Origin of the sequence: Mesorhizobium sp. M7A.F.Ca.MR.176.00.0.0, assembly GCF_004023165.1 — a bacterium.
Taxonomy (GTDB): Bacteria; Pseudomonadota; Alphaproteobacteria; order Rhizobiales; family Rhizobiaceae; genus Mesorhizobium.
The window spans coordinates 9,751-17,564 of sequence record NZ_RZTC01000120.1; the positions used below are offsets into that span (position 1 = coordinate 9,751).

Consider the following 7,814-nt stretch of genomic DNA (forward strand, 5'->3'; position numbering starts at 1 on the left):
CTTCAGCGCCAGGTCGCCGGCGGCGTGGCCGGCAAAATCGTTGAGCGCCTTGAAGTAGTCGAGATCGACGTAGAACACCGCCAGCGGCGCACCCGCCGCTATATGATCGGCGAGCAGCCGGTCGAAGGCGGAGCGGTTGTACAGGCCGGTCAGCGCATCGTGACGGGCGGCATAGGCGAGCTCCTGCTCGCGCAGCTTTTCCTCGGTGATGTCGCGCACCGTGCCAAGAACCTGGCCCGCCGCACCGGCAATGGCGATGAAGCGCACCAGCGATTCGACATGGCGAATGACGCCGTCGCGCTTGATGATGCGGTACCGGGAGGCGGTAACTCGGTCCGAACCGGGTGTCGGCAAATGCGCCTGCTCGGTGGCTTCCCTGTCGTCGGGGTGCAGGAAAGTATGCCAGAGGTCGGCGGTCACTTCGTCCGTATCGGCGACGAGGCCGAATATGTCTCTGGTGCGGGCGTCCCAATAGCTCTTGTTGGTGGCGATGTCGTGGTGCCAGATGCCGGTGCCGCTGGCGGCGAGTGCCAGCCGGAAGCGCACATTGACCTGCTCGAGTTCGGCTTCGGCGGCCTTCTGCTTGGTGATGTCGGTCTGCACGCCCATCAGCCTGAGCGGCTTTCCGGAGGCGTCGCGCTCGACAATGCCGCCGCGATCGAGCACCCACACCCAGTGGCCCTGCTTGTGCTTCAGCCTGAGTTCGGTCTCGATGGCGTCGGTCTGTCCGGCGATGTGGCGGTCGCCGCTGGTCAGCGCCCGCTCGCGGTCGTCGGGATGGGTCAGTTGCAGCCACAGGTCGGCTGTGTCGGCAAGCTCGCTCTCATCGTAGCCCAGCATCCGCGCCCAGGTCGCGGAATAGAAGCAGTCGCCGGTTACAAGATCCCAGTCCCAGACACCAAGATGGGCGCGCTCCAGGGCCTTGGCCCAGAACGTTCCATTGCGACTTTTCTTGCCCTGACGCGCCATCGTCTGCTTCGCCTGCTCCACCGCAGGGCAATCTGCGGCAAAACCAGAGAAGAAACAGTTACCGCGGCGATGGCGGGCTGCTTTGTTGGCTCCTCACCTGCCGCCTCTGCTCTTCGATTGGCCGGCAAGAACCGGAGTTTCGCATCGGCCGGATGTTCCTAGTCATGGCTCCAGGTCATCGCCAATCCGATGATCCCGGATCATCGGCGGCGCCGATGATCACGTTGCACAGACAAGAGGACCTCCCAATGACCAAGCAAGAAGACAACAAGGCCGTCGTCGTCAGATGGTTCACCGACTTCTGGGGTGAAAGCTGCGACCTGTCCGTCGTCGACGACATCGCGGCACCCGACATGCTGCTGAAATACTCGCTGCACGAGCCGCGCCGCGGCCGCGACGACATCAAGGCCTTCATGAGCGGCTTCCGCGCCGCCTTCCCGGACCTCAACTTCTGGGCCACCGCCGACCTGATTGCCGAAGGCGACTATGTCGTCGGCCAGTGGGAGGGCGGCGGCACGCATACCGGTCCGGCCTTCGGCGACTTCCTCGCCGGTTCGCTGCCGGCCGCCACCAGCCGCACCATGCGCTTCACCGGCACCACGGTGCTGAAGGTGGTCGACGGCAGGATCGTCGAGGAGATCGGCCTCGATGACGGGGTCGCCGCCCTCACCCAGCTCGGTCTGATCAAGGCCGCCTGAGCCGATCAGGCAAAACGATCGTTCGGGCCAGGCGGCGTCAATGCCGCCTGGCCTCATTGCTTACTGGCTCGGCGCCATTGCGTGCTCGCATGACACTTTCGGGTTCATGTCGGCGAACGTACCTGTCGGGTTGCCTTTCCAGGCCCAGACATGCAGTTCGTAGAATTCACCCAGCCCATAGCGGTTGGGGGCGCTGTTGAAGTTGAACAACTGGCCGTCCAACGATGCCGGTCCTTTCGAAGTGATGTACTCGACCGCCACCAGCTTCAGCGCGCCATCGGCCAACGGCTCGTACATCACGGCTTCGGGACGGGCGATGTCGATCTTGTCGTCGTTCAGATACCGGCCGTTGACATAGTGAATGCCCATGGCGCCGCCGGTGATGCCGCTGGCACAGGGAATAGGCGAATAGCCCTCTGATACCGCTGTCTTGACGTCGATGAACCGGCTGTTGGCAGCCCGCACCTTGTCGGCCAGCGGGTTAGAGCCGGAGGCAGCTTCAGCCGGCTCCTGATGCGCCTGCGCAAGGGTAGTCCAGGTTGCCAGCATGGTCCCCGCCATAAGAAGTCCGCTGCGAAAGTTTGATGTCATCTTCATTCCATTCTTCTTGAAAAAGCACAGCTGGCCGGCCGCCGAAAATACGGAGGCCCGGCAGGCAAGCGCTGTGGCTGTTGTTGCTTGGATATCCCGAAATCGATGCGACTACCGGGAAGGATCATCCCTTCGGCAGATATGGGATCGTTCCGGCCAGATCGGTGTTGTCAATCATCTGGAAACGGCTGTCGCTGCCGCCCTGACGGGCCGACACGAAGGGCGCGTAGGCAGGGTCGGTGTGAAGGCGCGCGCCGCCGCTTCCGACGGGAACGCCATCAGCGCGATCAGCGTGGTATCGAGCGGCTTGCCTTCGAGGGTCTTCACATTGCCGCTGCGCGACAGATATCTGCCGCCATGTTTGTGGACGAGGTCGTGCACCGAGGCGGCATAGGCCGGCACCCACTGCGCGTCGTTTATCTTGATGTCTGCGATAACGTAGGCGGTCATGGTAGTCTCCTGGTTGCGGTGCACAGGGGTATCCCGTGCAACCGGCCAAAGGGCTCGCATGGCAAGGCACCCGCCAACCAGTCCGCGATCTGTACCGGGGCAGTACAGTTTCCGTACTGGCCGCTTCATCCAGGAAGGCCTAATATTCGGTCAGGTTTGAGGGAGAGGCACCAATCATGAGCCAGCACGGATACAAACAATTCTGCCCGCTATCGATGGCCGCCGAGGTGCTGTGCACCCGCTGGACGATGGTGCTGATGCGTGAACTGGTGGCCGGCTCGACCCGCTTCAACGACCTGCGCCGCGGCGTTCCCAAAATGTCGCCGACCCTTCTGTCGCAACGGCTGAAGGAACTTGAGATCGCCGGGATCGTCGAGCGCAAGGAAGTGCCGGGCGAAAAAGGAATCTTCGAATATCGGCTGACGGAAGCCGGCCGGGATTTGCGCCCGGTCGTCGAGGCAATGGGCTTCTGGGGGCAGAAATGGGTCGAGTCCCGGCTGTCGCTGAAGAACCTCGATCCGTCGTTGCTGATGTGGGACATGCGGCGCAATCTAAACCCCTCGCCGCTGCCTGAAGGGCGCACGGTGATACAATTCCTGTATCCGGATCTCCCGGCGTCCAAACGGTCGTGGTGGCTGATCGTCGAGAAGCACGGTGAGGTCGATCTGTGCTGGTACGATCCGGGCTTCGATGTCGACCTCTACGTCTCGACCGACCTGCACACGATTACGGCGATCTGGATGGGAGTGCTGACCGTCGAGAAGGCCGGCGCCAGGGTTGCCCTGACTGGTGACCAGGCCATCGGCAGGAAGATGCAGACCTGGCTCGGCCTCAGCCCGTTCGCGGTGGAACCCAAGCGCGCGGCTTAGCAGGGCCGAGGGCGCTTGGCAGGAAACGGGTGGCGAGACCGGCTTTTGACGGCTTCAATGCCGGCCATGTTCATCACCTTGGCGAAAAATCTGAAATCCGAGCCGCTGCAAATCGCCGACGATCCGCGCTGGGCACGAATCGTCGCGCGCGACAAGTCGGCCGACGGCGCATTCTGGTATTCGGTGGCAACGACCGGCGTCTATTGCCGGCCTTCCTGCCCGTCTCGGCGCGCCAATCCGAAAAATGTGCAATTGCACGACACCCTGGACCAGGCACGAGCGACTGGTTTTCGCCCGTGCCGGCGCTGCGACCCGGATGGCCCGTCGCTCGAGGCCGGCAACGCGGCGATGGTCGCCGCTGCCTGCCGCAGGATCGAGCAGAGCCAGGAAGAACCGTCGCTCGCTGAGCTGGCTGATGCCGCCGGCCGCAGCGCCGGTTATTTCCATCGTATCTTCAAGGCGGCCACCGGGCTGACACCGAAGGACTATGCCGCCGCGCACCGCGCCGCCAGGGTTCGTCAGGGCCTGGAAGACGGCGCCAGCGTCACGACGGCGATCTACGATGCCGGCTTCAATTCGAGCGGACGTTTTTATGAGAAATCCACTGGCATGCTCGGCATGACGCCGACGCGCTATCGCGCCGGCGGCGCCGATGAAGAGATCCGCTTCGCCGTCGGCGAGACCTCGCTCGGCGCCATCCTGGTCGCGTCCAGTCAAAAGGGCGTCGCCTCGATCCTGCTCGGCGACGATCCTGATGCACTGGTGCGCGACCTCCAGGATCGTTTCCCCAGGGCACGGCTGATCGGCGGCGACAGCGACTACGAAGCACTGGTCGCCCGCGTCGTCGGTTTCGTCGAGGTTCCGGCGCTCGGTCTCGATTTGCCGCTCGACGTGCGCGGCACCGCCTTCCAGCAGCGTGTCTGGCAGGCTTTACAAGACATCCCCGTCGGCCGCACGGTTTCCTATACCGAGATCGCGCAGCGCATCGGCGCGCCGAAGGCAACCCGCGCCATCGCCGCCGCCTGCGCCGCCAACAGTCTTGCCGTCGCCATTCCCTGCCACCGCGTGATCCGCAGGGATGGCGCCCTGTCCGGCTACGCCTGGGGCGCTGAGCGCAAACGCGCACTGCTCGACCGCGAGGCGGACGGGTCGAACGCACCCGGCAGCGCTTACCGATCCGCGCGGAGATGACGGCCAAGCATGCGCGCGATGGCAAGACCTCATGACAGCGTCACCGATGGGACCGCCCGCACCACCGCCGCCGGCAATCGCGCCGAAGAGGCGAAATCCCAGGTCATGGCCGCCATCGGCGGGCTGGTCGATGAGGGTAGGGCTGAGTGGAACCACACCGCAACCGGCGAGATCGAGCTGCGGCTGCTGAGCGGTGAGGTGTTTGTGCTTAGCGAGATGTCGGTCACACGTGTGGCATGAGCATGCTTGGCCGAAGTGCGAATGATCAAAATCAGCGCTCTACGGCGCCCCCCTCTGTCCTGCCGGACATCTCCCCCACAAGGAGGGAGATTGGCAGTTCCGGCGCCGGCTCTCGTCCTGCAACGTTGGAGATTGGCGAAGGCGGTGATGACAGCCAATCTCCCCACCCGTGGGGGAGATGTCCGGCAGGACAGAGGGGGCGCCGTAGAGCGCTTACCCTGGGCGTCCTTCACCCCCGTACGCGGGCGATTTGAGTTTGAAAGCAAGCATCGGAGTGAGCACCGACCGGCGCACAGCTAGGGTTCGCGCACAGACAAAGGAGTAAACGCAATGAACCTCATGCAAACCCAAATGGCGCCACCGGCGAGCGTCCCCAATGCCTTCGACACCATAAGCTACGCCATCGGTGAATCCGCAATCGGCGACGTCCTGGCAGCGCGCAGCCAGATCGGCGTCTGCGCCATCCTGATCAGCTCGGATGCTGACACACTGGAGCAGGATCTCGCCAACCGCTTCCCCGGCAAGGTACTGGTCGAAGACGAGGCCGCTTTGCGCGACGATCTCGCCGCAATCGCGCGCTTCATCGAAATGCCTGGCGTCGGCCTCGACCTGCCGCTCGACCTGCGCCACGGCACGCCATTCCAGCAGCGTGTTTGGGCCGTGCTGCGCAGCATCCCGTGCGGCGCCACCATCACCTACACCGCGCTCGCCCGGCGTCTCGGCCAGCCGAACGGCGCCCGCGCCGTGGCGACCGCCTGTGCGGCCAACGCGATTGCGCTGGGCATTCCCTGTCACCGTGTTGTCCGCGCCGCCGGCACGCTGTCGGGCTACCGCTGGGGCGTCGAGCGCAAGCGCGCCCTGCTCTACAAGGAGGCTACGATATGAATGCCCATGCCAAAATTGCCGCATCGGTGGTCGAAGCTGCTCAGACACGCATCGCCGGTTACGACTGGCCGGCCCTTGCTGCCGAACTCGACGGCTTCGGCTGCGCGGTGATCGAGAAATTGCTCTCGCCCGAAGAATGCCGGCAGATCGCCGGCCTCTATCCCGAGGAGAAGCATTTCCGCAGCCACATCCATATGGCCAGGCACGGCTTCGGCAAGGGCGAGTACCGCTATTTCCGCTATCCCTTGCCCGACCTCCTGGGTGGCCTGCGCAGCGCGCTCTATCCCAGGCTGGCCGAGGTCGCCAATCGGTGGAACGAGCGCATGGGGCAGGCCATGCGCTATCCCACGACGCATGCCGCGTTTCTCGAGCAGTGCCATGCCGCCGGCCAGACACGGCCGACGCCGCTGCTGCTGCAATATGTGCCTGGCGACTTCAACTGCCTGCACCAGGATCTCTATGGCGATCTCGCCTTTCCGCTGCAGGTGGCGATCCTGCTCTCCGAACCGGGCCGGGATTTCACAGGCGGCGAGTTCGCGCTGACGAGCAGCGCCCGCGCATGCAGAGCCGAGTCGAAGTGGTGCCGCTGCGGCAGGGCGACGCCGTTGTGTTCGCCGTCCACAACCGGCCGGTGCAGGGCACCAAAGGCAACTACCGCGTCAATCTGCGCCACGGCGTCAGCCGGCTGCGCTCAGGCATGCGCCACACGGTAGGGATTATTTTCCACGATGCCAAGTGAGCAGGGAGAAGATGGAGGTTCCCCTCACCCCGCCGGTGCATAACGGCTGACCACCATGCCGCAGGCATAGGCCTTCGAGCCGAGCAGCCGCAGGTTCCTAAAACCGCCCTGATCAAAAATCCGGCGGCCCGCCCCCAGCACCGCCGGGTTGACGAACAGCTGGAACTCGTCGACCAGCCCGGCCGCGATCAGCGCTGACGCGAAACCGGCGCCGCCGAACACGGCAATGTCGCCACCCTCGCCCGTCTTCAGCGCGTTGACCTCGCGCGGCAGGTCGCCGCTGGCCACACTGGTGCGCTCCCAAGCCGGCTCCCAGGCCGATTGCTCGAGCTTGTCGCTGAGCACCACCTTGCGGGCGTCGACGATGCGCTGCGCAAAGGCGTAGAACGGATCGCGCGGAAACTTCTTCGCCGCATTGCCCCAATGGGTGAGATAGCCCTCCTGTGCCATCTTGCGGCTGAGCAGGATGGTATCGACGCCTGCGAAGACAGCGTTGAAGTCCTGCTTCAGCGCATCGTCCCAGGCGCTCTCGTCACCCCACTCCCAGAGCTGCCAGGAATGGTCCTCGGTGGCGCCGACAAAGCCGTCGACCGATATCTGCATCTGCAGGACCAGCTTTTTCACCGTCATTCTCCTCAGGGCCATCCAAAACAGTTTACATTTGGAACCGTTGACGCAAGGCCAAAACGATGTCAATAGTAAAGTGATTTAAAAATGGAAGCATAGATGTCGACGCGCGAAAAATCCGGCTGCCCGATCAACCTGTCGCTCGAACTGATCGGCGACCGCTGGACGCTGCTCATCATCCGCGACATGGCCTTCGCCGGCAAAAGGCACTTTCGCGAATTCCTGCAATCCGACGAAGGCATCTCCTCGCGCACGCTGGCCGAGCGGCTGCAAACGCTTCAGGAGGAAGGCATCCTCACCAGAAGCGACGACCCGACGCATGGCTTGAAAACGGTCTACCGGCTGACCGAAGCAGGCATCGACCTCTTGCCGGTGCTGGCGACGCTCGGCGCCTGGGGCAGCAAGCACCGCAAGGCCGACGATAAGCTGGCCAGGATTGCCGGCGAATTGGCGGCAGGCGGCGAAGCGGCGCTGGAAAAGATGAAAGCGGCGCTGCGATCGGAGCATATTGTCTAGGCGTTGCGCTGTTTCCCTTCTCCCCCTGTGGGAGAAGGT

At 63.9% G+C, this 7,814-nt stretch carries 10 protein-coding genes and 1 pseudogene; 7 read left to right on the forward strand and 4 right to left on the reverse strand.

All coding sequences use genetic code 11. The features are described from left to right. Positions 1 to 969, reverse strand: a 969-nt coding sequence (locus tag EOB59_RS36810; RefSeq protein ID WP_245486799.1) for a PAS domain-containing protein, incomplete at its 3' end; no start/stop codon positions are given. A gap of 248 nt (positions 970 to 1,217) precedes the next feature. Between EOB59_RS36810 and EOB59_RS28620 the strand changes: the two genes are divergently transcribed. Beyond that, on the forward strand, positions 1,218 to 1,667 hold the full coding sequence (locus tag EOB59_RS28620) for an ester cyclase (RefSeq protein WP_127396995.1): 450 nt from the start codon (positions 1,218 to 1,220) through the stop codon (positions 1,665 to 1,667). A gap of 60 nt (positions 1,668 to 1,727) precedes the next feature. Here EOB59_RS28620 and EOB59_RS28625 read toward each other — a convergent pair whose 3' ends face one another. Further along, a complete protein-coding gene (locus EOB59_RS28625; RefSeq protein WP_206622077.1) occupies positions 1,728 to 2,264 on the reverse strand; it encodes a hypothetical protein in 537 nt (178 codons plus the stop codon). Between the two features lie 168 nt (positions 2,265 to 2,432). After that, positions 2,433 to 2,708 carry a DUF1330 domain-containing protein gene (locus EOB59_RS28630; protein ID WP_245486800.1) on the reverse strand — a complete coding sequence of 92 codons (276 nt, stop codon included), beginning with the start codon at positions 2,706 to 2,708 and terminating at the stop codon, positions 2,433 to 2,435. Between the two features lie 176 nt (positions 2,709 to 2,884). Between EOB59_RS28630 and EOB59_RS28635 the strand changes: the two genes are divergently transcribed. The 5 genes and pseudogenes from EOB59_RS28635 to EOB59_RS28660 all read left to right on the forward strand — a co-directional run bounded on the left by EOB59_RS28635 (position 2,885) and on the right by EOB59_RS28660 (position 6,632). Then, on the forward strand, positions 2,885 to 3,577 hold the full coding sequence (locus EOB59_RS28635; protein WP_127396730.1) for a helix-turn-helix domain-containing protein: 693 nt from the start codon (positions 2,885 to 2,887) through the stop codon (positions 3,575 to 3,577). A 66-nt stretch (positions 3,578 to 3,643) separates the two neighbouring features. Further along, entirely contained in the window at positions 3,644 to 4,768 is a 1,125-nt protein-coding gene (gene ada, locus EOB59_RS28640) for a bifunctional DNA-binding transcriptional regulator/O6-methylguanine-DNA methyltransferase Ada (RefSeq protein WP_127396733.1), read from the forward strand. A gap of 18 nt (positions 4,769 to 4,786) precedes the next feature. After that, positions 4,787 to 5,008, forward strand: a complete 222-nt coding sequence (locus tag EOB59_RS28645; RefSeq protein WP_245482700.1) for a hypothetical protein — start codon at positions 4,787 to 4,789, stop codon at positions 5,006 to 5,008. A 330-nt stretch (positions 5,009 to 5,338) separates the two neighbouring features. Next, positions 5,339 to 5,893: a methylated-DNA--[protein]-cysteine S-methyltransferase gene (locus EOB59_RS28655; protein WP_127396728.1), complete on the forward strand. Its 555-nt coding sequence runs from the start codon at positions 5,339 to 5,341 to the stop codon at positions 5,891 to 5,893. Further along, a pseudogene (locus EOB59_RS28660) lies at positions 5,890 to 6,632 on the forward strand (2OG-Fe(II) oxygenase). Before EOB59_RS28655 ends, EOB59_RS28660 begins: the two are co-directional and overlap by 4 nt. Positions 6,633 to 6,656: 24 nt before the next feature. Here EOB59_RS28660 and EOB59_RS28665 read toward each other — a convergent pair. Continuing rightward, entirely contained in the window at positions 6,657 to 7,256 is a 600-nt protein-coding gene (locus EOB59_RS28665) for a dihydrofolate reductase family protein (RefSeq protein WP_127383442.1), read from the reverse strand. A 102-nt stretch (positions 7,257 to 7,358) separates the two neighbouring features. Between EOB59_RS28665 and EOB59_RS28670 the strand changes: the two genes are divergently transcribed. Then, positions 7,359 to 7,775, forward strand: coding sequence for a helix-turn-helix domain-containing protein (locus tag EOB59_RS28670; protein ID WP_127396726.1), 417 nt, complete (start codon positions 7,359 to 7,361; stop codon positions 7,773 to 7,775). The last annotated feature ends 39 nt before the right edge of the window (positions 7,776 to 7,814 follow it).

Coding starts and splice junctions, on each gene's coding strand:
- EOB59_RS28620 (WP_127396995.1), top strand. CDS start 1,218: ATGACCAAGCAAGAAGACAACAAGGCCGTCGTCGTCAGATGGTTCACC.
- EOB59_RS28625 (WP_206622077.1), bottom strand. CDS start 2,264: ATGAAGATGACATCAAACTTTCGCAGCGGACTTCTTATGGCGGGGACC.
- EOB59_RS28630 (WP_245486800.1), bottom strand. CDS start 2,708: ATGACCGCCTACGTTATCGCAGACATCAAGATAAACGACGCGCAGTGG.
- EOB59_RS28635 (WP_127396730.1), top strand. CDS start 2,885: ATGAGCCAGCACGGATACAAACAATTCTGCCCGCTATCGATGGCCGCC.
- ada (WP_127396733.1), top strand. CDS start 3,644: ATGTTCATCACCTTGGCGAAAAATCTGAAATCCGAGCCGCTGCAAATC.
- EOB59_RS28645 (WP_245482700.1), top strand. CDS start 4,787: ATGGCAAGACCTCATGACAGCGTCACCGATGGGACCGCCCGCACCACC.
- EOB59_RS28655 (WP_127396728.1), top strand. CDS start 5,339: ATGAACCTCATGCAAACCCAAATGGCGCCACCGGCGAGCGTCCCCAAT.
- EOB59_RS28670 (WP_127396726.1), top strand. CDS start 7,359: ATGTCGACGCGCGAAAAATCCGGCTGCCCGATCAACCTGTCGCTCGAA.